17 protein-coding genes are annotated in these 24,022 nt (G+C 70.4%); 11 read left to right on the top strand and 6 right to left on the bottom strand.

What is annotated here, in order from left to right; all coding sequences use genetic code 11:
* The 5 genes from CU044_RS27775 to CU044_RS27755 all read left to right on the top strand — a co-directional run.
* The coding region (locus CU044_RS27775; protein WP_129771509.1) for a thiamine pyrophosphate-dependent enzyme at positions 1-896 on the top strand (896 nt) is incomplete at its 5' end.
* Between the two features lie 188 nt (positions 897-1,084).
* Positions 1,085-1,948: a serine hydrolase gene (locus CU044_RS27770; protein WP_129771508.1), complete on the top strand. Its 864-nt coding sequence runs from the start codon at positions 1,085-1,087 to the stop codon at positions 1,946-1,948.
* Positions 1,949-2,110: 162 nt separating this feature from the next.
* Complete coding sequence (locus CU044_RS27765; protein ID WP_129771507.1) at positions 2,111-6,079, top strand: ABC transporter ATP-binding protein; 3,969 nt, start codon at positions 2,111-2,113, stop codon at positions 6,077-6,079.
* Positions 6,080-6,286: 207 nt separating this feature from the next.
* Positions 6,287-6,640: a hypothetical protein gene (locus CU044_RS27760; protein ID WP_240045881.1), complete on the top strand. Its 354-nt coding sequence runs from the start codon at positions 6,287-6,289 to the stop codon at positions 6,638-6,640.
* Positions 6,641-6,744: 104 nt separating this feature from the next.
* Entirely contained in the window at positions 6,745-8,184 is a 1,440-nt protein-coding gene (locus tag CU044_RS27755) for a S28 family serine protease (RefSeq protein ID WP_129771506.1), read from the top strand.
* A 130-nt stretch (positions 8,185-8,314) separates the two neighbouring features.
* Here CU044_RS27755 and CU044_RS27750 read toward each other — a convergent pair whose 3' ends face one another.
* A complete protein-coding gene (locus CU044_RS27750; protein WP_129771505.1) occupies positions 8,315-10,183 on the bottom strand; it encodes a glycoside hydrolase family 3 protein in 1,869 nt (622 codons plus the stop codon).
* A gap of 213 nt (positions 10,184-10,396) precedes the next feature.
* Positions 10,397-11,305, bottom strand: a complete 909-nt coding sequence (locus tag CU044_RS27745; RefSeq protein WP_129771504.1) for a LysR family transcriptional regulator — start codon at positions 11,303-11,305, stop codon at positions 10,397-10,399.
* A gap of 109 nt (positions 11,306-11,414) precedes the next feature.
* Between CU044_RS27745 and CU044_RS27740 the strand changes: the two genes are divergently transcribed.
* A complete protein-coding gene (locus CU044_RS27740; RefSeq protein WP_129771503.1) occupies positions 11,415-12,473 on the top strand; it encodes an EamA family transporter in 1,059 nt (352 codons plus the stop codon).
* Positions 12,474-12,561: 88 nt separating this feature from the next.
* On the opposite strand, the gene CU044_RS27735 is transcribed toward CU044_RS27740, so the two are convergent.
* The 3 genes from CU044_RS27735 to CU044_RS27725 form a co-directional block, all read right to left on the bottom strand.
* The gene (locus CU044_RS27735) at positions 12,562-13,359 is read right to left on the bottom strand and encodes a sugar phosphate isomerase/epimerase family protein (RefSeq protein WP_129771502.1); all 798 of its coding nucleotides are present in this window, start codon (positions 13,357-13,359) and stop codon (positions 12,562-12,564) included.
* The gene (locus tag CU044_RS27730; RefSeq protein WP_129771501.1) at positions 13,356-14,339 is read right to left on the bottom strand and encodes a bifunctional helix-turn-helix transcriptional regulator/GNAT family N-acetyltransferase; all 984 of its coding nucleotides are present in this window, start codon (positions 14,337-14,339) and stop codon (positions 13,356-13,358) included. Before CU044_RS27730 ends, CU044_RS27735 begins: the two co-directional genes overlap by 4 nt.
* A 218-nt stretch (positions 14,340-14,557) precedes the next feature.
* A complete protein-coding gene (locus CU044_RS27725) occupies positions 14,558-15,757 on the bottom strand; it encodes a LacI family DNA-binding transcriptional regulator (protein ID WP_129771500.1) in 1,200 nt (399 codons plus the stop codon).
* Between the two features lie 149 nt (positions 15,758-15,906).
* Between CU044_RS27725 and CU044_RS27720 the strand changes: the two genes are divergently transcribed.
* From CU044_RS27720 to CU044_RS27695, 5 genes are all read left to right on the top strand, one after another.
* A complete protein-coding gene (locus CU044_RS27720) occupies positions 15,907-17,058 on the top strand; it encodes a Gfo/Idh/MocA family oxidoreductase (RefSeq protein WP_129771499.1) in 1,152 nt (383 codons plus the stop codon).
* On the top strand, positions 17,055-18,224 hold the full coding sequence (locus CU044_RS27715) for a dihydrodipicolinate synthase family protein (RefSeq protein ID WP_129771498.1): 1,170 nt from the start codon (positions 17,055-17,057) through the stop codon (positions 18,222-18,224). Before CU044_RS27720 ends, CU044_RS27715 begins: the two co-directional genes overlap by 4 nt.
* A gap of 11 nt (positions 18,225-18,235) precedes the next feature.
* On the top strand, positions 18,236-19,060 hold the full coding sequence (locus CU044_RS27710) for a sugar phosphate isomerase/epimerase family protein (RefSeq protein ID WP_129771512.1): 825 nt from the start codon (positions 18,236-18,238) through the stop codon (positions 19,058-19,060).
* A gap of 459 nt (positions 19,061-19,519) precedes the next feature.
* Entirely contained in the window at positions 19,520-21,769 is a 2,250-nt protein-coding gene (locus tag CU044_RS27700) for an ATP-dependent RecD-like DNA helicase (RefSeq protein ID WP_129771497.1), read from the top strand.
* Between the two features lie 133 nt (positions 21,770-21,902).
* Positions 21,903-23,201 (top strand): citrate synthase, encoded by a 1,299-nt coding sequence (locus CU044_RS27695; protein ID WP_030352513.1) that lies wholly within the window; start codon positions 21,903-21,905, stop codon positions 23,199-23,201.
* A 516-nt stretch (positions 23,202-23,717) separates the two neighbouring features.
* Here the strand turns inward: CU044_RS27695 and CU044_RS27690 are convergent.
* Positions 23,718-23,942 (bottom strand): heavy metal-associated domain-containing protein, encoded by a 225-nt coding sequence (locus tag CU044_RS27690; protein ID WP_129771496.1) that lies wholly within the window; start codon positions 23,940-23,942, stop codon positions 23,718-23,720.
* Between the last annotated feature and the right edge of the window lie 80 nt (positions 23,943-24,022).

Here is a 24,022-nt window from a genome sequence, read left to right as displayed (position 1 = left end):
TCACCACCTTCGGCGGCAAGGGCGCCTTCCCCTGGGAGCATCCGCTCTCGCTCCAGTCCTGGCTGGAGGACCGGCACACCACGGACTTCCTCGAAGACGCGGACGTCCTGCTGGTGGTCGGCTCCGGGCTCGGCGAACTCTCCTCGAACTACCACACGTTCCGCCCGCGCGGCCGGGTGATCCAGATCGAGGCGGACCTCGGCAAGCTGGAGTCCAACCATCCCGCCCTCGGCATCCACGCCGACGCCCGCAACGCGCTCTCCGCGCTGCTGGACGCGGTGAGCGAGCGCCGGGACCCGGCGGGCGCCGAGTCCGTCCGTACGGTCCTGGCGAAGGTACGGGCGAGGATCGCCGCCCAGGACCTCACCCTGGAGCAGCGGGTGCTGGCCTCCGTACGCGACGCGCTGCCCGCCGCGTCCCCCAGCTTCTGGGACATGACGATCCTCGCCTACTGGGCCTGGTCCGCCTGGCCGGGCCCGATGCACTCCGGCCAGGGCGCGGGCGGTCTCGGTTACGCGTTCCCCGCCGCGCTGGGCGCGGCGGCGGCCGACCGTACGAAACCGGTCCTCGCCGTCTCGGGCGACGGCGGCGCGATGTACTCGCTCGCGGAGCTGGCCACCGCCCGCCAGTACGACCTGCCGGTCACATGGCTGATCGTGGACGACGGCGGCTACGGGATCCTGCGCGAGTACATGACGGACGCCTTCGGCGAAGCGACCGGTACGGAGCTGTCGCGTCCGGACTTCGTGGCGCTGTCCGAGTCCTTCGGCGTTCCGGCGGTCCGTACCACCCCGGAGTCCCTGCGCGAGGACCTCGCCGGGGCGCTCGCGGCACCGGGCCCGTCGGTGGTCGTTCTCCCCGCTCTGCTCAGGATGTTCGCCCCGACCCATCTCTGACCGGAGCCCGGCGCGGGCGGGGAGCGGGGAACCGGCGGTGGCCGGCGGGACGGTTGCGGCAAGACCGACAGTTGTGACAATCACGACACCATCTGGCCGTACAACCATTCACTCGTCCGTGTGCATCATGGTCGGCGAGCGCGCCGCGCGGAGCGCGCTCGCAGACGCTCCAGGGGCGGGAATCCTTCATGACGCACCAGCGAATATCCCGGCGTGCCCGGGGCCCGCTCGCCGCCGCCCTGGCGGTGGGTGTACTCGTACCGGTGACCGCGGGAACGGGGCCCGCCGCCGCGGCGGCTCCGGCCGTCGCCTGCACCTCGGACAAGGCCGGGCTCGGGGCCGAGCTCACCAGGGACATCACCGCGTCGCTCAAGGGCCGGAAGTCCACCACGGCCCTCGCGGTCCACGACCGCACGACCGGCACGCGCTGCACCCTGCACGCCACGCAGCAGTACGACTCCGCCAGTGTGGTCAAGGTCACTGTCCTCGCGACGCTGCTCTGGGACGCGCGGAAGACGGACCGCAAGCTGACCGGGCGTGAGACCGATCTCGCCACAGCCATGATCACCAGGTCGGACAACGCGTCGACCAGTGCGCTGTGGAAGCAGCTCGGTCCGGCGAAGGTCAAGGGCTTCCTCAAGGCCGCGGGGATGACCGGGACCGTCCCGGGCGCGAAGGGCTCCTGGGGCCTCACCCAGATCACCGCGCAGGACGAGAGGCGGCTGCTGTCCCTGATCACCGCGGAGAACACCGTGCTCAGCGCCGCCTCGCGCGCCTTCATCCTGGACCGGATGGGCAAGGTCGTGACGTCCCAGCGCTGGGGCGTACCGGCGGGCGCCCCGGCCACCGCGACCGTCCAGCTCAAGAACGGCTGGCTCCAGCGGTCCACCCACGGCTGGCGCGTGCACAGCATCGGCGCGTTCACGGGCAAGGGCCACGACTACACGATCACCGTCCTCACCTACGACGACAGGACGATGAACGACGGCATCAACACCATCCAGGCCGTCGCCAGGACCGTCCACAAGGACCTCGCCAGGGCCGGCGCCTGAACGCCCCTCCAGGGCCCGGAGGCGGAGGTTCCGGTGGCGAGGTCCTAGGACCATCCGCTGGTGCGTCTGCGACCACGGACCGGTATGTGTTGCGGAGGGATGAAATCCGCGACGGCCCGCGTTGGTGCCTTCCGGCAGATCAGGTCGATCGGGAGGCACTCAGTGGCGGCGGCGGAACAAGGGTGGGCACGGCGGCTCACGGGATACGCGTGGCGGTACCGGCGCAACGTGGTGCTCGCCCTCGGGTCCTCGCTCGCCGGGATGGCGGTGATGGCTCTCGTCCCGCTGATCACCAAGGTCGTCATCGACGATGTCATCGGGGGCGGTGACCGCTCCCTCCTCGTCTGGACCGGTCTGCTGATCGTCGCGGCCCTCGCCGTCTACGCCGCCACCTTCGTCCGCCGCTACTACGGCGGACGGCTCGCCCTCGACGTCCAGCACGATCTGCGTACGGAGATGTACGACACGATCGCCCGGCTCGACGGGCGGCGTCAGGACACGCTCTCCACCGGCCAGGTCATCGGCCGCGCCACCAGCGACCTCCAGCTCATCCAGGGCCTGCTCTTCATGCTGCCGATGACCATCGGCAACGTGCTGCTGTTCCTCATATCCCTGGTGATCATGGCGTGGCTGTCGCCGCCGCTGACACTGATCGCGCTGGCCGTCGCCCCCGCCGTCTGGTTCATCGCCCGCCGCAGCCGCACCCGGCTGCACCCCGCCACCTGGTACGCCCAGTCGCAGGCCGCCGCGGTCGCCGGGGTCGTGGACGGGGCCGTCTCCGGCGTACGCGTGGTCAAGGGGTTCGGCCAGGAGGACCAGGAGACCGGAAAGCTCCGTGACGCCGGCCGCAAGCTGTTCGCCGGGCGGCTGCGCACCATCAGGCTCAACGCCCGCTACACCCCCGCCCTCCAGGCCGTCCCCGCGCTCGGGCAGGTCGCGATGCTGGCGCTCGGCGGCTGGCTGGCCACCCGGGGACAGATCACCCTCGGCACGTTCGTCGCCTTCTCCACCTATCTCGCCCAGCTCGTCGGCCCCGTCCGGATGCTCGCCATGGTGCTGACCATCGGTCAGCAGGCACGGGCCGGGGTGGAACGGGTGCTGGAGCTGATCGACACGGAACCGACCCTTCAGGACGGTACGAAGGAGCTGCCGGCGGACGCCGAGGCATCGGTCGAGTTCGACGATGTCTCGTTCGCGTACGAGGACGGGCGGACCGTTCTCGAAGGCTTCTCGCTGGAGATGCGGCCGGGCGAGACCGTCGCCGTCGTCGGCTCGTCCGGCAGCGGCAAATCCACCGTCTCGCTGCTGCTGCCCCGCTTCTACGACGTGACGCACGGCGCGGTCCTCGTCGGCGGCCATGACGTGCGCGAGCTGACCCTCCACTCGCTGCGGGCCGCCATCGGGCTCGTACCGGAAGACAGCTTCCTCTTCTCCGACACCGTCCGCGCCAACATCGCCTACGGAAAGCCGGACGCCACCGAGGAGGAGATCCTCCGGGCCACCCGCGCCGCCCAGGCCCACGGCTTCATCTCGGAACTGCCCGGCGGCTACGACACCAAGGTGGGCGAGCAGGGCCTCACGCTCTCCGGCGGACAGCGCCAGCGCGTCGCGCTCGCGCGGGCCATCCTCACCGACCCTCGGCTGCTCGTCCTCGACGACGCCACCTCCGCCGTGGACGCCCGGGTGGAGCACGAGATCCATGACGCGCTGCGCGCGGTGATGGCCGGCCGTACGACGCTGCTGATCGCCCACCGCCGCTCCACCCTCGGACTGGCGGACCGTATCGCCGTACTGGACGGCGGCCGGCTCGCCGACATCGGGACGCACGAGGAGCTCCAGCGGCGCTCCGCCCTCTACCGGCGGCTGCTGACCGAGCCGGACGCACTGGGCGGGGTCTCGCCCGGTCACACGGCGGTCGCCGTCGAGGCTCTGTCCGGGGCCGGGGCCAGGGGCGAGACGGAGGTGATCGAGCCCGAGGCGTCCGCCGAGTCCCCCGCGTCCGCCGAGTCCCGTGAGTCGCCGAAGTCGTTGGAGTCCCTGGAGTCTCCGGGGGCCGTGGCGGACGCCCGCGCCCTCCAGGCCGAGATCGACGCGGAGTTCGACGCCGAGCGCGGTGTCACCCCCGCCCTGTGGGAACGGGACGAGGCGCCCGGCGGGGGTTCGCCCGACTCCGCGGCCCCCGGCGCCACACCCGAACTGCTCGCCCAGGTCGAGGCGCTGCCCCCGGCCACCGACCTGCCCGCGATCGACGAGGCGCGCGCCGTGGCCGCCGAGGAGGCGTACGGGCTGCGCCGGCTGCTGCGCGGGTTCGGACTGCCGCTGCTGGTCAGCCTGGCGCTCGTCGCGGTCGACGCGGGCATGGGCCTGCTGCTCCCGGTCCTCATCCGGCACGGCATCGACCAGGGCGTCGAGCGACTGGCCCTCGGCGCCGTCTGGACGGCCGCCTCGCTCGGTCTGCTGACCGTGCTCGTCCAGTGGGCGGCGCAGACAGGCGAGATCCGCAAGACGGGCCGCACCGGCGAACGTGTCCTCTACGCGCTGCGGCTCAAGATCTTCGCGCAGCTCCAACGGCTCGGGCTCGACTACTACGAGCGTGAGCTGACGGGCCGCATCATGACCCGCATGACGACCGACGTCGACGCGCTGTCGACGTTCCTGCAGACCGGGCTCGTCACCGCGTTCGTCTCCGTCGTCACCTTCTTCGGCATCCTGGTGGCGCTGCTGGTGATCGATGTGGAACTGGCGCTGGTGGTCTTCGCGACCCTGCCCGTGCTGATAGTCGGTACGTACTTCTTCCGCCGCAAGAGCGTGCAGGCGTACGAACTGGCCCGCGAGCGCATCAGCGTCGTCAACGCGGACCTCCAGGAGTCCGTGTCCGGGCTGCGGATCGTCCAGGCGTTCCGGCGCGAGAAGGACGGCGGCGCGCGCTTCGCGGCCCGCAGTGACCACTACCGTTCGGCGCGGGTACGGGGTCAGTGGCTGATATCGGTCTACTTCCCCTTCGTCCAGCTGCTCTCCTCGGTGGCCGCGGCGGCCGTGCTGATCGTGGGCGCGGGGCGGGTGGAGGCGGGCACGCTGACGACCGGCGCGCTGGTCGCGTATCTCCTCTACATCGATCTGTTCTTCGCGCCGGTGCAGCAGCTCTCGCAGGTCTTCGACGGCTACCAGCAGGCGACCGTCTCGCTGGGCCGGATCCAGGAGCTGCTGCGGGAGCGGACGTCGACGGCCGCCCCGAAGGCGCCGCTGGACGTGCTGTCGCTGCGCGGTGAGATCGCCTTCGAGGGCGTCGAGTTCTCGTACGGAGGCGGCATCGACGGAGACAGCGCCGAGAAGAGCGGCGTCGAAGGGACCGGCTTGGAGGAGAGCGGCCTGGAAGGAAGCGGCCTGGAGGGGCGCGGCTTCGAGGGGAGCGGCATCGCCGGGGGCGCCGAGGCCGCGCTGACGGGCGTGGATCTGCGCATACCGGCCGGCCAGACCGTCGCCTTCGTCGGCGAGACCGGCGCGGGCAAGTCCACGCTGGTCAAGCTGGTCGCGCGGTTCTACGACCCGACCGCGGGCCGGGTGACGGCGGACGGTACGGATCTGCGCGAGCTGGATCTGACGGCGTACCGGCACCGGCTCGGCGTCGTACCGCAGGAGGCGTATCTCTTCGCCGGTACGGTCCGGGACGCCATCGCGTACGGGCGCCCCGAGGCGACCGACGCGGAGGTGGAGGCCGCGGCCCGCGCGGTCGGCGCCCACGAGATGATCGCCACCCTGGACGGCGGCTATCTGCACGCGGTCGCCGAGCGCGGCCGCAATCTCTCCGCCGGACAGCGCCAGTTGATCGCCCTGGCCCGCGCCGAACTGGTCGACCCGGACATCCTGCTGCTCGACGAGGCGACCGCCGCGCTGGACCTGGCGAGCGAGGCGCTGGTCAACCAGGCCACCGACCGGCTCACCGGCCGCCGTACCACCCTGGTGGTCGCCCACCGGCTGATCACCGCGGCCCGCGCGGACCGGGTGATAGTGATGGACCACGGCCGGGTGGTGGAGGACGGCACGCACGAGCAACTGCTCGCGCTGAACGGCCGGTACACCCGGCTGTGGAGCAGCTTCATCGGCGAGGAGGAGCCCGCGGCGGTGCGGTGACGCGGTGTCCAATTGTGTTCGATTGTGACTGGTTGTGCCCGGTTGCGTGGGGGTGCACGGGGGCGCGCGGGGCGCGGTTCCGCAACCGTCCTGGCTCCCCGCGCGTCGTACGCATGTACACCCGAGTAGTCATGGGGGGCATTCGTGTTCGGTTCGGCTGGGGCGGCCGGGAGTGGTATCAGGATCAGAAGAGCGCTGCTGCACTGTCTGGTGGTCCTGACCGCCACGGGGGCCACGGTGCTGGCCGGTCCCGGTGCGTCAGGAGCCGAGGCCGCGTCGGTCTGTTCCGGCCGGCCGCAGAAGACGGTCGGCTTCGCCACCGGTGAGCTGCGGGTGTACAAGAACCGCGGTTACGCCTGCGCGGTCACCGTCGCGAAGAAGCCGGGGGCCAGGCGCGCGATGTCGGTCAGCCTCCAGTCGCGCGGCGGCAATCCGGTCGTGGACAGCGGCGACTACACACACCGGGCAGGCCCGGTCACGGTGCACGCGCTGAACCGCTGTGTACGGGCCACGGGCGTCGTCTCGGGGAAGAAAGGCTCGACGGGCTGGATCCTCTGCTGAGGATTGCGCGGGAGCCCGGCGGGATAAAACGGTCAAGAGGACTGGCGGTTCGGACGGTGACCGGGCTAGGTTCACGGCGTCTGTCATGAACACAGGGAGTGTGAATGCGCAAGGCGCTGAGATGGGTGTTGTCGTTCGTGCTGGTCATAGGCACGGTGGCGACAGCCGGCGCGGCCACCGCCGCCGATCGGAGTGCGGATCAAAAGACCGCCACCGACACCACCGACATCAAGGACCGAATCCTCGCGATCCCGGGGATGAGCCTGATCCAGGAGAAGCCGTACGAGGGATACCGCTACTTCGTTCTCAACTACACGCAGCCGGTGGACCACCGGCGGCCGTCCAAGGGCACGTTCCAGCAGCGCATCACGCTGCTGCACAAGGACACCAGCCGGCCCACGGTCTTCTTCACCGGCGGCTACAACGTCTCCACCACCCCGAGCCGCAGTGAGCCGACCCGGATCATCGACGGCAACCAGGTGTCGATGGAGTACCGCTTCTTCACCCCGTCGCGCCCGCAGCCGGCCGACTGGTCGAAGCTGGACATCTGGCAGGCGGCCAGTGACCAGCACCGTATCTTCACCGCGCTGAAGAAGATCTACCCCAAGAACTGGCTCTCCACGGGCGGTTCCAAGGGCGGTATGACCGCCACGTACTTCGAGCGCTACTACCCGCGTGACATGGACGGCGTCGTCGCGTACGTCGCGCCGAATGACGTGTGGAACAAAGAGGACTCCGCGTACGACCGGTTCTTCGAGCGCGTCGGCACCAAGGAGTGCCGCGACAAGCTCAACGCCGTGCAGCGCGAGGCGCTGATCCGGCGCGAGCCGCTGGAGGAGAAGTTCCAGGAGTGGGCGGACGCCAACGGCGCCACGTTCCACACGATCGGCACGCTCGACAAGGCCTACGAGGCCACCGTGCTCGACTTCGTCTGGGGCTTCTGGCAGTACAGCCTGCTCTCCGACTGCGACACCATCCCGGCGGCCACCGTCTCCGACCAGGAGATCTACGACACCGTCGACACGATCTCCGGCTTCTCCGCCTACACGGACCAGGGCCTGACGACGTACACGCCGTACTACTACCAGGCCGGTACGCAGCTGGGCTCGCCCGACATCAAGCAGCCGCACCTGGGCAGTCTGAGCCGGTACGGATACCAGCCGCCGCGGAACTTCGTACCCCGCGACATCCCCATGAAGTTCAACCCGCTGACGATGCCGGATGTCGACTACTGGGTCCGCCACCACGCGAACCAGATGCTGTTCGTGTACGGCCAGAACGACCCGTGGGGCGCGGAGCAGTTCCGCCTCGGCAGCGGCGCGCGTGACAGCTATGTGTATGTCGCGCCGGGCGCCAACCACGGCGCCAATGTCGCGGGTCTGGTCCCGGACCAGCAGGCGAAGGCCACGGCCCGGATCCTGGCCTGGGCGGGCGTCGCTCCGGCCGCCGTGCAGAAGGACGAGTCGAAGGCGAAGCCGCTGGCTCCGTTCGACTCCAAGCTCGACCGCCAGAAGGTCGAGCGGCAGCAGACCTTGAGGCCGTAGCGCGTCGGCTCTCCGAGCCGCCCGCCGTTGCCGCGGTGCCCGCGCGGTGCCCGCCGTGCCCGCCGTTCATGGGACTCGATGCCCCGTGAACGGCGGGCACTGCGCGTCTCCCGTGCCGGGCCGGCAGCGGTCAGTAGCCCAGTCCGTGGCCGACGGGATACAGCACCCGCGTCGGATCGTCCGCGCGCTGCACCGGCACCGGCAGCCGGCCCCTGGGACGCGCCCGGCCCGCGATCACCCGTGCCGCGGCCCGCAGTTCGACATCCGTCCATGAGTACGCGGCGAGGGACGCGGTGACACCGGTCAGCCACGCGATGTCGTAAGGATTGCGGATGGCGACCGCGACGACGGGAACGCCGCTCGCGGCCAGCGCGCTCACCAGCGTGCGCTGCGTGCTGGTGGCCGAGACGTTGTACGTGGCCACGACCACCGCGTCCTTGCCCCGCGCGGCCTCCACCGCCGCCGCGACGAGCGCCGCGGTGGGTGCCGTACCGGTGGACAGGGCCGTGGCGGTGAAGCCCAGTTCGGTCAGGGCGGTGGCCAGCACGGTGGTCGGCGGACCCGTCGTCCCGGAGGGCGAGGCCGGATCGGCACCCACGACGAGCAGATTCCTCTCCCGGCGACGGCTCAGGGGCAGCAGTCCGCGCTCGTTGACGAGCAGGGTGGTGGTGTTCTCGGCGATCCGGTCGGCCGCGGCGAGATGCGCCCGAGTGCCGACCTCGCGGTCCACGTCCCGGGACGAGACATAGGGATCACCGCGGAACAGCCCCAGCCGGTCCTTCAGTTCGAGGATGCGCAGGACCGACTCCTCGACGCGCCGCTCGCTGAGCTCGCCCCCCTTGACCGCGGCCACGACGGCGTTCCACGCCACGCGGAGATCCGGCGGATTGAGCAACTGGTCGACGCCCGCCTTCAGCGCGAGGACGGGCACCCGGTCGTCGCCGTACTTCTGCCGTACGCCCGCCATCCCGAGTGCGTCGGTGACCACCAGGCCGTCGTAGCCGAGCTGTTCGCGGAGCACGCCGGTGACGATGGGGTGCGAGAGGGTCGCCGGGTCCTCGCTCGGGTCGAGGGCGGGGACGACGATGTGCGCGGTCATGATCGAGGTGACACCGGCGGCGATCGCGGCCCGGAACGGCGGCGCGTCCAGCTCCGCCCACTGTTCGCGGGTGTGGTGGATGGTGGGCAGCGCGTAGTGGCTGTCGTCCTTGGTGTCGCCATGACCGGGGAAGTGCTTGGCGGCGGTGGCGATGCCGGCGCTCTGGTACCCCTTGACCTGGGCGGTCACCATCCCGGCCACCGCCTGCGGATCGGCGCCGAAGGACCGGACGCCGATGACGGGATTGGCCGGGTTGACGTTGACGTCCGCGTCGGGAGCGTAGTTCTGGTTGATGCCCATGGCGGCCAGTTCCGTGCCCGCGATCCGGGCGGCCTCGCGGGCGTCGGAGTGCGAACGGGACGCGCCGAGCGCCATGGCGCCCGGCAGCAGCGTGGCGGGCTCGCCGATCCGGGCGACGATGCCGTGCTCCTGATCGGTCGCGATGATCAGGGGCACGGGGACGCGCTGGGCCAGGCCGGCCTTCTGGATGCCATTGGAGAGGCCGGCGATCTGGTGCGGATCACGGGTGTTGTGTGCCCAGGCGAAGTAGATGATGCCGCCGACGTGGTACGTGGAGATCAGCTCGGCGGCCGTGCGGATCCCGATCTCGGCGAGGTTGGAGTTGATGTCGGCCTGGTCGGGCGCGGTGGCGGAGTGGCCGTACACCCGCATGACGAAGAGCTGGCCGACCTTCTCCTCCAGGCTCATACGGCTGATGAGGCGGCGCAGGCGAGCGCGGCGGTCCAGAGGGTCGCGGCGGTCGCGGGGGAACTGGTCGGGGGCTCGCTCGTGGGGCGGGGGGACGGCGGCGGCCGCGGGGACGGCGGCGGTGGTAACAGCCGCCGCCGCTACGGCGGTTGCGGTGAGGAGGGCGCGTCTGGAGATGGTCCGGTCGTGCACTGGTGCTCCTTCCGGCCGTGCGCTGCGAGGAAAGTGAAGGAAACTTCCAAGATTTACGGATATCCGGAAAGTAACTGCCAGTCAAGAGACGCGCCACGGACAGCACCTGCGAGCCGTGAGGGCCGGACCCGGCCCGCCGGTAAGGCGCGGGGCCCGGCGGTGAGGGGCGGGGGCCCGGCGGTGAGGGGCGCGGCCTTCGGCAAGGGGCGAGGCTCAGACGGCGGCGACCGCCGGCCAGTGCCGCCGCAATGTCTCCACGGTCGCCGTGACCGCCGGACGTCTGGCCGCGCCCGTCCGCCAGAGCGCGTACAGCCTGCGTATCGGTACGGGGTCGAGCGTGATCGCGCGTACCCCCTCGGGAAGCGGCCCGCGCCCCAGGCGCGGAATCATGGCGATACCGAGCCCCGCCGCCACCAGCGCGAGCTGTGTGTGGCTCTCCTCGGCCTGGTGCGCGAGATCGGGCTCGCAGCCGGCCGCGCGCAGCGTACGCGTCAGCCAGTCGTGGCAGACCGTCCCGGGCGGCTGGCAGATCCAGCGCTGTCGCGACAGGTCCTCGCGCCGTACGGACCGCCGCCCCGCCAGCGGATGCGCCGCCGGTACGAGCACATCGCACAGGTCGTCCCCGATGACCGCCTGCTCCACGCCCTCGGGGGCGGGCAGCGGCGCGATGTCCCAGTCGTGCGCGACCGCCAGATCGATCGCCCCGCGGGCCACCAGATCGATGGAGAGATGCGGATCGATCTCCCGCAGCCGGACATCGAGGGTGGGGTGCCGTTCGGCCAGCTCCGCCAGGACGCCGGGGAGCAGGCCGCGGGCCGAGGAAGCGAACGCCCCGACGACGAGTTGCCCCGTCGGCTTCCCTCTGCGCTCCTCCAGCGTGGTCTCGGCGCGCTCCATTATCCCGAGCAACTCCTCGGCGGTGGAGGCGAGATGGCGCGCCTCGTCGGTGAGCGCCACACCTCGCCCGCGCCGCTCCAGCAGAGTCGTACGGGTCTCCCGCTCCAGCTTGGTGATCTGCTGGGACACGGCCGAGGGCGTATAGCCGAGAGCCGCGGCCGCCGCGGCCACGGAACCGTGGACGGAGACGGCGTGCAGCGCGCGCAGCCTGGCCAGATCAAGCATCCTTGCCCCCTTTCCTGGAGCTTTCCTGGAGAATCATAAGCAACGCTGAATTCCACCATGAAGAAATCCGCGCTGGTGCTACATAGTCCGGTCCGATGATCCTCAGTGCATGCGCACCACTCATATCGCTCTCGCCGTTCTCGTCACCGCCGTCTGGGGAGTGAACTTCGTCGTCATCGAGGTCGGGCTCGGTCACTTCCCGCCGCTGCTCTTCTCCGCACTGCGCTTTCTGGCGGCGGCGCTGCCCGCGGTCTTCTTCGTGGGCCGGCCGAAGGTCGCCTGGAAGTGGGTGATCGGGGTCGGACTGGTGTTGGGTGTGGCCAAGTTCGGACTGCTCTTCGTCGGCATGGACCAGGGCATGCCGGCCGGTCTCTCGTCGCTCGTCCTCCAGATCCAGGCCGTCTTCACGGCCTTGTTCGCGGCGGTCGCCCTCGGTGAACGGCCCGGCGGTGTACGGCTGCTGGGCATGGCCGTCGCGCTGGCCGGGATCGCTGTGGCGGCGGTCGACGAGGGCACCTCGGGCCCGCTGCTCGCCTTCGCGCTGGTCATCGCCGCCGCGGCCTGCTGGGGCGTCTCCAATGTGCTCACCCGCAAGGCGTCCCCGCCGGACGCCCTGAACTTCATGGTGTGGGTGTCGGCCGTACCCGTACTGCCGCTGCTCGGTCTCTCGCTGCTGTTCGAGGGCCCGGACGCCGACCTGGCCGCGCTGCGCGCCCTGGACGGCACCGGCATCGGTGTCATCCTCTACGTCGCCTGGGTCACGACCGTCTTCGGCTTCGGCGCCTGGGGCTTCCTGCTGCGCCGCTACCCCGCCTCGTCCGTCGCGCCTTTCTCCCTGCTCGTCCCGGTCTTCGGGATGTCGTCGGCGGCGCTGCTGCTGAGCGAGTCCGTCAGCCCCCTGCGCTGGTGCGCGGCGGCGCTGCTGGTGGGGGGAGTGGCCCTCACCTCACTGTCCCGTACCGGGGGCCCGGCCACACCGCTCCCCGCCGAGCCGGCGTCCGCCGAGCCGACGCCCGCCGCGTCCGCGTCCGCGTCCGCCTTCGCCTCCGCCGAGTCGGCTTCTGCCGAGCCTGCTCCGGCCGTCGCCACTGTCACCGCCACCTCCACTCCTGCCGTGAACGGGCCCGACGAGCCCCTGGCGCCGGGGTGCGCGCCGACTCGGGCCTGATGCCGACGCTCCCGACGCCTCCTCCTCCTCCTCACCTTTGCCTCTCACCGCTGCCCGCCCTCGCCTCGGCTTTCCCGCGCGGGCGCGGTCAGCTGTGGCGGTTCTCCGCGATCAGCCCCTCCAGATGCTCCCGCCCCGCCGCCAGCAGCCCCGGCAACTCCGCCGCCTGCGGATACCAGCGCTTCTCGTACTCCCAGCACACCCAGCTGTCGTCGTCGAGCAGCGCCAGGCACTCGCCCAGGGGAAGCACGCCCGCTCCGAGCGCCAGCGGCGTCGTGTCCTCCGCCGAAGCGATGTCCTTCACCTGGACATAGCCGAGGTACGGGGAGAGAGCCGCGTACGTGGTGGCGGGCGCCTCGCCGCCCAGCCAGGTGTGCATCACATCCCACAGCGCCCCCGCGTGTTTGTGCCCCACCGGCCCCAGCACCCGGGCCGCGTCCACACCCGTGCGGTGCGAGTCATGTGTCTCCAGCAGGATCCGTACGCCGAAGTCCGCCGCCAGCTCGGCCGCCGCGGCCAGCCGTCGCGCGGCCGTCGCGTCGGCCTCGGCCGCGGGCTGGTCGCCGCCGCCCGGGAAGACACGGACGAAGGGGGCGCCCAGATCCCGTGCCAGCCACAGCAGTTCGTCCAGCTCTTGGCGCAGCCGCTCCTCGTCGGCGTCGGCTTTCGCCACCCGCACGTACCCCGCGACCGTCAGGATCTCGATTCCGGCGCGCTGGAACTCGTCGACCACCGTGGCCCGTTCGCCCGGCCCGATGCCGGGGTGGACCGGCTCCTCGGGATGGGCGCGCAACTCCACCCCCTGGTAGCCGGTCCCGGCGGCGAGCGCGAGGACATCGGGGATGGGCAGGCCCGGTACTCCAAGGGTGGAGAAGGCGAATTTCACGGTCGTATCCCTTCCTGGCTTGAGGTGGCTCCTGTCCCGAGAGGGAGCCGCCAGTCCTGGCCGACCAGATCCGCTCCGTACGAGTGGTGCGGTGTCTCGGAGACCAGCGTGAATCCGGCGTGCTGGTAAAGAGTGCGGGCGGCGGCGAGGACGTCGTTCGTCCACAGCGTCAGTTCCTGATACCCCGCCCCGCGTGCGAAATCCACCACCGTCCCGATCAGCCGCTTCCCGAGTCCGTGTCCCCGGGCGCCGGGCTCGACCAGCAGCAGGCGCAGCCGCGCGGTGACGGGGGCCTCGTCCCGTACCTCCGGGGCGTCGTCGCGCACGCACATCACGGACCCCACCGGGATGCCGTCCAGCTCGGCGATCCAGACCCGCTCCAGCCGGGAATCGTGGTCCTCCGCGAAGTCCGCGACGATCCGGGCGACGAGCCCCTCGAATTCGGTGTTCCAGCCGTACTCCGCGGCGTACGCGGCGCCGTGCCGCTGCACGATCCAGCCCAGCTCGCCGGGCATCGGATCACGCAGGACCGGCTCCGCGCGGTGGGGCGCCGCCCGGCGGTCGGCGCCGAGGATGTCCCGCACGGTCCGCATCGCGTCCGCGAGCCGGGGCCGCTGCGCCGGCTCGACCTGGGCGAGCAGCGAGCCCACCGCTTCCCGTGACCTCTCGTCGAGCAGCGCCGCGGCCTCGCGCCCCTGCTGGGTGAGCGTTATCCGCTGCCGCCGGGAGTCCCGCTCGGACGGCGCGCGTCCGACCAGCCCGTCCTTCTCGAACTTCGTCAGCAGCCTGCTCAGATAGCCGGCGTCGAGCGACAGCTCGACCCGCAGATCGGCGGCGTCGGTGCGCGGCGCGTGGGCAAGCTCGTACAGCACCCGTGACTCGGTGAGCGTGTACGGGGTGTAGAGGTGCTTGCTGTAGTCGAGCGCCCCGATGAGATTCGTGTAGAAGCGGTTGAACGCGCGGATTTCCTGGACGGCCATGATCCACCCCCGGACTTTTTCTTTGACTGAGTCAACGCTACGTCGGTCCGTCGAGGCGCGGCAAGGCCCGATCCGCACATTGGCGTCAGCTCGCCACCCGCCCCGGTCCCCGCCCCCACTACCCGCCTCGGGCACCCGTCCCCGCCGCTCGCCCCGGGCACCCGCCCCGCCACCCGCCCCGGCCGGTCAGCGGTTCAGCGGTTCAGCGGTTCGGCCGGTCAGTCGGCCGGCCCCCGGCCCCCGGCCGCCCGCGGCGGCGCCGTCGACGCCCGTGCCATCAACTCGGCCGTGATCGTGGCGATCCCGCCCGGCGGCGGAGTCTCCGTGCCCATCGCCAGTCGGCCCGCGCGTGCCCCCGCCTCGTACAGCGGCAGCCGCACCGTCGTCAGCGCCGGCGTCGCGTCGACCGAGAACGGCAGATCGTCGAAGCCCGCCACCGAGACGTCCTCCGGAATGCGCAGCCCCTGGTCGCGTACCGCCGCGCACGCCCCCAGCGCCACCGTGTCATTCGCGGCGACCACAGCGGTCAGATCCGGTGCGCGGCGCAGCAGCTCCAGCGTCGCCTCGTACCCCGCCCGGCGGCTGTAGGGCCCGTGCACGATCAGCCCTTCCTGGCCCTCGTGCCCCTCATGCCCTTCCCGTCCCTCGTGCCCCGGCCGCCCCTCTCCGGGGCTCTCGCCGTAGCCCTCGCCCCGTTCCGTGCCCGGTGACGCAGGATCCGGCGACGCCGGATCCCTCAGCCCCGCGGCCGCCAGCGCCGCCAGATGCCCCTCCAGCCGGTGCCGGGTCGTCGTCCGCTCCAGCGGGCCCGCGACGTAGCCGATCCTCCGGTGCCCCAACGTGAGCAGATGCTCCGTCAGCCGCTGCCCGCCCCCGCGGTTGTCGAAGGCCAGCGAAGCCACGATCGCGTCGCTGCCCGGCAGCGGCGGTCGTCCGCACAGCACCACCCGCGTCCCCGCGTCCGCGAGTTTCGCCAGCTTCGTGGTCATCGCCGCGATGTGGTCCGGGTCTTCGAGCGCTCCGCCGGTGAGGATGACGGCCGCGGCCCGCTGGCGCTGGAGCAGGGTCAGATAGGTCAGTTCACGCTCGGGCGAGCCGCCGGTGTTGCAGACGACGGCGAGTTTCTCGCCGCCCGCCCTGCCGGTGCCCTCCTGGCCGCCGATCTCGGTCTGCGCCGCGCCCGCCATGATCCCGAAGAACGGGTCCGCGATGTCGTTGACGAGGATGCCGACCAGGTCGGAGGTGGCGGCGGCCAGTGAGCTCGCGGGCCCGTTGAGCACGTAGTCGAGATCGTCCACCGCGCGCAGCACGCGCTCCCGGGTGGCTGCGGCGACCGGATAGTTGCCGTTCAGTACGCGGGAGACGGTGGCGGGTGACACCCGGGCGCGGGCCGCCACATCCGCCAGGGTGACTGTCATCGCTTTCCTCCGAGGGGGACGAGGGGGATCGGGGTGGTTCGGAGTGAGATCGGTGCGGGATGAGCGTCGGGCTCTTGTCCGGTTCGCTGTCGCAGGCTAGCTTCTTACCTGATAGAAAGCGCTTGCTACGGCCATATGGAGGGAACTTCGTGACACGCAGGACAGTGCGGATCGCCATGAACGGCGTCACGGGGCGGATGGGGTACCGGCAGCATCTGCTCCGCTCCGTCCTCGCGATCCGCGAGCAGGGCGGGCTGGACCTCGGGGGCGGCGAGGTGCTGTGGCCCGAGCCCGTACTCGTGGGCCGCCGCGAACACGCCCTCAGGGAGATCGCCGAACGGCACGGCCTCACCGAATGGTCCACGGATCTCGACGCCGTCCTCGCGGACGACACGATCGACATCTACTTCGACGCCCAGGTCACCTCTGCCCGGGTCGAGGCCATCAAGAAGGCGATCGCCGCCGGCAAGCACATCTACACCGAGAAGCCGACCGCGGCCGATCTCGACGGCGCCCTCGACCTCGCCCGGCTGGCCCGTGACGCCGGGATCAGGCACGGCGTGGTCCAGGACAAGATCTTCCTGCCGGGTCTGCTCAAGCTGAAGCGCCTCATCGACGGCGGCTTCTTCGGCGAGATCCTCTCCGTGCGGGGAGAGTTCGGTTACTGGGTCTTCGAGGGCGACTGGCAGGACCCCCAGCGCCCCTCCTGGAACTACCGCGCCGAGGACGGCGGCGGCATCGCCGTGGACATGTTCCCGCACTGGGAGTACGTCCTGCACGAGCTGTTCGGCCGGGTCACCACCGTCCAGGCGCATGTCACCACCCACATCCCGCGGCGCTGGGACGAACAGGGCAAGCCCTACGCGGCGACCGCCGACGACGCCGCCTACGGCATCTTCGAGCTGGACGGCGGAGCGGTCGCCCAGATCAACTCCTCCTGGACCGTCCGGGTCAACCGCGACGAGCTGGTCGAGTTCCAGGTCGACGGCACACACGGCTCGGCCGTCGCGGGTCTGCGCCGCTGCCGCGTCCAGCACCGCAGCGCCACCCCCAAGCCTGTCTGGAACCCCGATCTGCCCGCCACCGAATCCTTCCGCGACCAGTGGCAGGAAGTGCCGGACAACGCCGAGTTCGACAACGGTTTCAAGGCGCAGTGGGAGCTGTTCCTGCGCCATGTGGTGCTCGGCGAGGCGTACCACTGGGACCTGCTCGCGGGCGCGCGCGGTGTGCAACTCGCCGAACTGGGGCTGCGGTCCTCGGCGGAGGGCCGCCGCTTCGACGTACCGGAGCTGTCGCTGTGACCCTCCGACTGCCTTCCGCCGACGGTGGATCGCGTACGTACACGCCTCGCTCCGAGCCCGCCCGGCTCGCCGCCGGCGGGGCGCCCCTCGCCTCCCGCACGGTCTTCTCCGCGGCCCATGTCGTCGCCGACCCGTACGCCGATATCAGCCCCGACGCGCCCGCCGCCGTCGACTGGGACGCCACCCTCGCCTTTCGCCGCCATCTCTGGGCGCACGGCCTCGGTGTCGCCGAGGCCATGGACACCGCGCAGCGCGGCATGGGCCTGGACTGGGCGGGCGCGGCCGAGCTGATCCGCCGCTCCGCCGCCGAGGCGAAGGCGGTGGGCGGCCGGATCGCCTGTGGCGTGGGCACCGACCAACTGACCCCTGGAGCAGCCGGTTCCGGTTCCCTGGACGGAGTCCGGGCGGCCTACGAGGAGCAGTTGGCGCTCGTCGAGGAGACCGGCTCGCAGGCCATCCTGATGGCCTCCAGGGCCCTCGCGGCGACCGCGAAGAGCCCCGACGACTACCTCACCGTCTACACGCATCTCCTGCGGCAGGCGACGGAACCGGTCGTGCTGCACTGGCTCGGCCCGATGTTCGACCCCGCGCTGGAGGGCTACTGGGGCAGTACGGATCTCGACGCGGCCACCGAGACGTTCCTCCAGGTCATCGCCGAGCACCCGGACAAGGTCGACGGCGTCAAGATCTCCCTGCTGGACGCACGGCGAGAGGTCGAGCTGCGCCGCCGACTGCCCAAGGGCGTGCGCTGCTACACCGGCGACGATTTCCACTACCCCGAGCTGATCGCGGGTGACGAACGGGGCTTCAGCCACGCCCTGCTCGGGATCTTCGATCCCCTGGGGCCGCTTGCCGCGGAAGCCGTACGCGTCCTGGACACCGGCGACACGAAGGGCTTCCGCGAACTCCTCGATCCGACCGTGGAGCTGTCCCGGCATCTGTTCCAGCCGCCGACCCGCTTCTACAAGACGGGTGTGGTGTTCCTCGCCTGGCTGGCCGGACACCAGGACCACTTCACGATGGTCGGCGGCCTCCAGTCGGCCCGCTCGCTGCCCCATCTGGCGCGGGCGTACGAACTGGCCGACGGGCTCGGTCTGTTCCCCGACCCGGCGGTGGCGGAGGCTCGGATGGCATCCCTGCTCAGCGTGTACGGAGTGGACCAGTGACCGATCGGCCGATGGCGGAGCTGAGGCGCTTCAGCATCAACCAGATGACCGTGAAACAGCTGTCGCTCCCCGAGCTGACCGAGGCGTGCGTCCATCTCGGTGTGCCAGGCGTCGGGCTGTGGCGCGAGCCCGTCCAGGCGTACGGGATCGAGGCCACCGCCAAGCTCGTACGGGACGCGGGCCTCGCGGTCACCACACTCTGCCGCGGCGGCTTCCTCACCGCCGTCGACCCCGGCCGGCGGGCCGAGGCGCTGGCCGACAACCGCGCGGCGATCGATGAGGCCGCGGCGCTGGGCACGGACACCCTCGTCCTGGTCTCTGGCGGGCTCCCTGAGGGAAGCCGGGACCTCCCCGGGGCGCGCGAACGTATCGCGGACGCCCTGGGCGAACTGGCCCCCTACGCGGCGGAGCGCGGGGTACGGCTCGCCATTGAGCCCCTGCACCCGATGTTCGCGGCCGACCGCTGTGTGGTCTCCACCCTCGACCAGGCGCTTGACCTGGCAGAACGGTTCCCCGCCGATCAGGTGGGGGTGGCCGTGGACACGTACCACATCTGGTGGGACGACCGGGCGCCCGCGGCCGTCGCCCGCGCGGCCTCGCGGATCTTCACCTTCCAACTGGCCGACTGGACGACACCGCTTCCGGCCGGGGTGCTCAACGGCCGTGGCCAGATCGGGGACGGCGCCGTCGATATGCGCGCCTGGCGGGAGCGGGTCGACGCGGCGGGCTACGCCGGTCCGATCGAGGTGGAGCTGTTCAACGACGAACTGTGGGCGCGGGACGGCGTGGAACTGCTCACCGAAGTCATCGAACGGTACGTACAACACGCTCTGTAGACACGATTTCGCGCTCTCGCTCTACAGAGGCGTTCCCCGGGAGCGCGGAGGCGTTCCCCGGGGACCGCGAAATGTCCGCCGGTACGCGGTCGGCGTCACCCCTGTCGCCTCCGTGAGGTGGTGCCGCAGCGAGACCGCCGTAACGGAAGCGGCGGTGTTCTTCGGGTGGCCTCCGGCGCGCTCTGCGCGGTGGCCGCGCTGCTGTCTCCGGTGATCCGCGGAGGCCCGGCCGCGAACCCGGAAAATTACGCAGAGGAATCGTGCAACCCTTCTGGGGTGACGTGAGTCGTATACGTCGACAGGGCCTTCGGGGGAGGGATCCGGGGGGATCAGGAAGGCTCTGTTGAGGGGGCGCGCGTGGGGCCCGGTCCAGTGGACCGGGCCCCTAGTAGGTTTCCACAGGCGGGTAGTTGTCCACAGGCCGACGATGATGTCGGAGCCTGGCGGTAGCGTCGGATCATGTCCAATCCCGCTGTGCTCGAAGCCGTCCTTGAGCGGATCACGTACGCCAATGAGGAGAACGGCTATACGGTCGCCCGCGTCGACACCGGCCGTGGTGCCGATCTCCTCACCGTGGTCGGCTCGTTGCTGGGCGCGCAGCCGGGCGAGTCACTGCGTATGGAGGGCCGCTGGGGCTCGCACCCCCAGTACGGCAAGCAGTTCACGGTGGAGAACTACACCACGATCCTGCCGGCCACGATCCAGGGCATCCGCCGCTATCTCGGATCCGGTCTGATCAAGGGCATCGGCCCCGTGTTCGCCGACCGGATCGTCGAACACTTCGGCCTGGACACCCTCGACATCATCGAGCAGCAGCCCAAGAGGCTCGTGGAAGTCCCCGGTCTCGGCCCCAAGCGGACGAAGCGGATCGCCGCCGCCTGGGAGGAGCAGAAGGCCATCAAGGAGGTCATGGTCTTCCTCCAGGGGGTGGGCGTCTCGACCTCCATCGCCGTCCGCATCTACAAGAAGTACGCGGACGCCTCGATCTCCGTCGTCAGGAACGAGCCGTACCGCCTGGCGGCCGACGTCTGGGGGATCGGCTTCCTGACCGCCGACCGGATCGCCCAGGCCGTCGGTATCCCGCACGACAGCCCGGAGCGGGTCAAGGCCGGGCTCCAGTACGCCCTGTCCCAGTCCACCGATCAGGGCCACTGCTTCCTGCCGGAGGAGCGGCTCATCGCGGATGCCGTGAAGCTGCTCCAGGTCGACACGGGCCTGGTCATCGAGTGCCTCGCCGAACTGGCCGCAGAGGACGAGGGGGTCGTACGGGAGAGGGTGCCGGGGCCGGACGGCGGCGAAGAGGAGGTCACCGCGGTCTATCTGGTCCCCTTCCACCGTGCCGAGCTGTCCCTCTCCGCCCAGTTGCTGCGGCTGCTGCGCACCGGAGAGGACCGGATGCCGGCCTTCCAGGACGTGGTCTGGGACCGGGCGCTGACCTGGCTGGCGGGCCGTACGGGGGCCGAGCTGGCCCCCGAGCAGCAGCAGGCGGTCCGGCTCGCCCTCACAGAGAAGGTCGCCGTTCTGACCGGCGGTCCCGGCTGCGGCAAGTCCTTCACGGTCCGGTCGATCGTGGAGCTGGCGCGGGCCAAGAAGGCCAAGGTGGTGCTGGCGGCGCCCACCGGACGGGCGGCCAAGCGGCTCGCCGAGCTGACCGGGGCCGAGGCGTCCACCGTCCACCGGCTGCTGGAGCTCAAGCCGGGCGGGGACGCGGCGTATGACCGGGACCGTCCGCTGGACGCCGACCTGGTGGTGGTCGACGAGGCGTCGATGCTCGATCTGCTGCTGGCCAACAAGCTGGTCAAGGCTGTGGCGCCGGGCGCGCATCTGCTGCTCGTCGGGGATGTGGACCAGCTTCCCTCGGTCGGGGCCGGCGAGGTCCTGCGCGATCTGCTGGCCGAAAACGGTCCCGTGCCGCGCGTCCGGCTCACCCGGATCTTCCGGCAGGCCCAGCAGTCGGGGGTGGTCACCAACGCCCACCGCATCAACTCCGGGGTACCGCCCATCACGCAGGGCCTCGTCGACTTCTTCCACTTCGTGGAGGAGGAGACGGAGGACGCGGGCCGGCTGACCGTCGAGGTGGCGGCCCATCGGATTCCCGCCAAATTCGGTCTCGACCCGCGACGCGATGTGCAGGTACTGGCGCCGATGCACCGCGGCCCGGCCGGCGCGGGTGCGCTGAACGCCCTGCTCCAGCAGGCCATCACCCCCGCCAGGCCCGATCTTCCCGAGAAGCGGCTCGGCGGCCGGGTCTTCCGCGTCGGCGACAAGGTCACCCAGATCCGCAACAACTACGAGAAGGGGGAGAACGGCGTCTTCAACGGCACCGTCGGCGTCGTCACCTCCCTCAACGTGGACGATCAGCGGCTGACGGTGCTGACGGACGAGGACGAGGAGGTGCCGTACGACTTCGACGAGCTGGACGAGCTGGCGCACGCGTACGCCGTGACGATCCACCGCTCCCAGGGCAGTGAGTACCCGGCCGTGGTCATTCCGGTCACCACCGGTGCCTGGATGATGCTCCAGCGGAATCTGCTCTACACGGCGGTCACCCGCGCCAAGAAGCTCGTCGTGCTGGTCGGCTCCCGCAAGGCCATAGGACAGGCGGTACGCACGGTCTCCGCGGGCAGACGTTTCACCGCCCTCGGCCATCGGCTGACGGGACTTTCGGCATCTCGGCTTCCCACAACTGGGGCGAAGGGGGCACGATGAGTAGGTTGGCGGCACTGAGTGCCGCCAAAAGGCCTAAAGGCCGACCCCGAGTGCACTCTCCTGAGCCAAATGGGGGATGGTAGAGACAGTCAGGGCACCTCGAAGAAGAGGCACTACGTCGGTGAGGGATGACGTGAGCGAGAAACGCGACAACGCGGTAGTACTGCGGTACGGCGACGGCGAGTACACCTACCCGGTGATCGACAGCACCGTCGGCGATACGGGCTTCGACATCGGGAAGCTCCGTTCTCAGACCGGTCTGGTGACGCTGGACAGTGGATACGGCAATACCGCCGCCTACAAGTCCGCGATCACCTATCTCGACGGCGAACAGGGCATCCTGCGCTACCGCGGCTATCCGATCGAGCAGCTGGCGGAGCGTTCCAGCTTCGTCGAGGTGGCGTATCTGCTGATCAACGGCGAGCTGCCGACGGTCGACCAGCTGGCCTCGTTCAAGAACGAGATCACCCAGCACACACTGCTGCACGAGGACGTCAAGCGGTTCTACGACGGCTTCCCGCGCGACGCCCACCCGATGGCGATGCTGTCCTCCGTGGTCAGCGCGCTGTCCACGTTCTACCAGGACAGCCACAACCCGTTCGACGAGAAGCAGCGCCATCTCTCCACGATCCGGCTGCTCGCCAAGCTGCCCACGATCGCGGCGTACGCGTACAAGAAGTCGATCGGGCATCCCTTCGTCTACCCGCGCAACGACCTCGGGTACGTCGAGAACTTCCTGCGGATGACCTTCTCGGTCCCGGCGCAGGAGTATGTGCCGGACCCGGTCGTGGTCTCCGCTCTCGACAAGCTGCTGATCCTGCACGCGGACCACGAGCAGAACTGTTCGACCTCCACCGTGCGCCTGGTCGGCTCCTCGCAGGCGAACATGTTCGCCTCGATCTCCGCCGGCATCAGCGCCCTGTGGGGCCCGCTGCACGGTGGCGCCAACCAGTCGGTGCTGGAGATGCTCGAGGGCATCCAGGCCTCCGGCGGCGATGTGGACTCCTTCATCCGCAAGGTGAAGAACAAGGAAGACGGTGTGAAGCTCATGGGCTTCGGGCACCGCGTCTACAAGAACTTCGACCCTCGGGCGAAGATCATCAAGGCGGCGGCGCACGACGTCCTCTCGGCTCTCGGCAAGTCCGACGAGCTGCTCGACATCGCGCTCAAGCTCGAAGAGCACGCGCTCGCCGACGACTACTTCGTCGAGCGGAAGCTCTACCCGAACGTGGACTTCTACACCGGTCTGATCTACCGGGCCATGGGCTTCCCGACCGAGATGTTCACCGTGCTCTTCGCGCTCGGCCGGCTGCCCGGCTGGATCGCCCAGTGGCACGAGATGATCAAGGAGCCGGGCTCCCGTATCGGCCGTCCGCGCCAGATCTACACCGGCGAGGTCCTGCGCGACTTCGTCCCGGTCGAGTCCCGCTGACCCACGCTTCCCGCGCCCGGGCCCCTGCGGCCCGGCGCGCCCGCTTGTACTGCGCATGTCCGTCCACGCCGGGTGTACGCAGCGAAAAGCGCCCCGCCGCCGATCCCCCCACGGGTCGACGAACGGGGCGCTTTCCATATCCCCGGAGCGGATTCCCCCCACGGGATCCGGGCCGGGCGTCTGCCGTAACCATCAACGGCTACTAGCGGTCGGACCGGGGTACGTACGGGAGGGCCGCTCAAAGCTCCCCGGTGCACGTGCCCCGGCCAATCGCGTGCATGAGACGTCCCCCAAGACATCTCACACGATCCCATCAAACGTCCCCCAAGACGTTCTCTGGCATCGTCCTCTTAGACTCGCGAGTCGACCTAATGGTTACCCCTCAATCTATGTGATCTAGATCTCTTTGTGAAGGTCCTGTGGTGCATGTGAAGGACCGCAGGCACATAGGAGGTGCTAACCACATAAACGGAGGAGGGGGCGGGTTCGTGCCTCCGATCGTGGGGGCGGGCCTCTTCAGGCCAGTTCGTAACCGGCCTCGTCGACGGCCGCGCGCACGGCCTCCTCGTCCAGCGGGGCCTGGGAAACGACGGTCACCCGTCCCGTGGCGGCCGTGGCCTCCACGGATGTGACGCCCGCGATCGCCGAGATCTCGCTGGAGACGGCCCCCTCGCAGTGGCCGCAGGTCATACCGGTGACCTGGTAGACGGTGGTGACCTGGTTCTTCGTCTCGGCGGTCATGGTGTTTCTCCTCTTCGGGGCTGGCGTAGGGACGGGTGGTGGTACGCCAGAGGCGCGCAGGGGCCGCGTGACGTCCCAGC

Source organism: Streptomyces sp. L-9-10, from assembly GCF_004151105.1.
Taxonomy (GTDB): Bacteria; Actinomycetota; Actinomycetes; order Streptomycetales; family Streptomycetaceae; genus Streptomyces.
This window is presented reverse-complemented; position numbering and strand designations above follow the sequence as displayed.

What these genes read in the sequence shown, in the direction of transcription:
- CU044_RS27770 (WP_129771508.1), top strand. Translation starts at nt 1,085, where the DNA reads ATGACGCACCAGCGAATATCCCGGCGTGCCCGGGGCCCGCTCGCCGCC.
- CU044_RS27755 (WP_129771506.1), top strand. Translation starts at nt 6,745, where the DNA reads ATGCGCAAGGCGCTGAGATGGGTGTTGTCGTTCGTGCTGGTCATAGGC.
- CU044_RS27745 (WP_129771504.1), bottom strand. Translation starts at nt 11,305, where the DNA reads ATGCTTGATCTGGCCAGGCTGCGCGCGCTGCACGCCGTCTCCGTCCAC.
- CU044_RS27740 (WP_129771503.1), top strand. Translation starts at nt 11,415, where the DNA reads ATGCGCACCACTCATATCGCTCTCGCCGTTCTCGTCACCGCCGTCTGG.
- CU044_RS27730 (WP_129771501.1), bottom strand. Translation starts at nt 14,339, where the DNA reads ATGGCCGTCCAGGAAATCCGCGCGTTCAACCGCTTCTACACGAATCTC.
- CU044_RS27725 (WP_129771500.1), bottom strand. Translation starts at nt 15,757, where the DNA reads ATGACAGTCACCCTGGCGGATGTGGCGGCCCGCGCCCGGGTGTCACCC.
- CU044_RS27710 (WP_129771512.1), top strand. Translation starts at nt 18,236, where the DNA reads ATGGCGGAGCTGAGGCGCTTCAGCATCAACCAGATGACCGTGAAACAG.
- CU044_RS27700 (WP_129771497.1), top strand. Translation starts at nt 19,520, where the DNA reads ATGTCCAATCCCGCTGTGCTCGAAGCCGTCCTTGAGCGGATCACGTAC.
- CU044_RS27690 (WP_129771496.1), bottom strand. Translation starts at nt 23,942, where the DNA reads ATGACCGCCGAGACGAAGAACCAGGTCACCACCGTCTACCAGGTCACC.